Origin of the sequence: Acinetobacter stercoris (assembly GCF_900323515.1) — a bacterium.
GTDB classification, from domain to species: domain Bacteria; phylum Pseudomonadota; class Gammaproteobacteria; order Pseudomonadales; family Moraxellaceae; genus Acinetobacter; species Acinetobacter stercoris.
Genome location: NZ_OOGT01000453.1, coordinates 1 through 673, shown reverse-complemented (window position 1 = coordinate 673; position 673 = coordinate 1). Strand labels below are relative to the sequence as shown.

Below are 673 nucleotides of genomic sequence, written 5' to 3'. Positions count from 1 at the left end.
TTTCAATCCTTTTTATCAACCATAACTTGAAAATCAATATCAACTCATTATTAAAATTGATTATTCTCCTAATTTTTCAAGTGAAATAGATAGTTGAAATTTAACCAAGTAACCGAAGCTTTGGTTCATCTTTAAGTGTAATTGCTTTACCGTCAGTCAGATTAATCGGCATAGAAATATGTTGATGTACTAAAAGCCATTGTTCATGATCTTTTTTCATACAAATTGTCGTTCTACACCAAGGCATTTTGAGTTTACCTAATAGCGCTTTGTGTTCGACTTTTGAAAAACAATGAACAACAGCCAAGTCATCAGATGTATAAACTTTTATATTACGTCTTGAAATCTGCATATTTTCATTGAAATATGGACTAAATTTATACCATTCAGTCTTGTATTCTTCTATACCATTCATTTGAGAACTTACATCAAACATACTGACATCTTCTGCACATTGATTAGTGATTTGATCAATATCCAGTGTGACTACTGCACTATCCCAGTGTTTAATTTGGTCTAAAACCTCTTTAGCAATCTCTTGATCACCAATTATTTCAATAGGCATACAACTATACCTCTAAACATAAAATCCTAAATTACGTGATAGAATTTACATTATTTATCAATTTTGCGAAAGAATTCATTTTATTTTTTATTACCAGCTTTGTAACTT

1 protein-coding gene is annotated in these 673 nt (G+C 29.7%); it reads right to left on the bottom strand.

Translation table 11 applies throughout. The features are described from left to right. Positions 1 to 100: 100 nt before the first annotated feature. Positions 101 to 565: a YybH family protein gene (locus KPC_RS20190; protein WP_121976043.1), complete on the bottom strand. Its 465-nt coding sequence runs from the start codon at positions 563 to 565 to the stop codon at positions 101 to 103. Positions 566 to 673 lie beyond the last annotated feature (108 nt).

Bases quoted from the DNA above. Each gene is read 5' to 3' on its own strand.
- KPC_RS20190 (WP_121976043.1), bottom strand. From the start codon at position 565: ATGCCTATTGAAATAATTGGTGATCAAGAGATTGCTAAAGAGGTTTTA.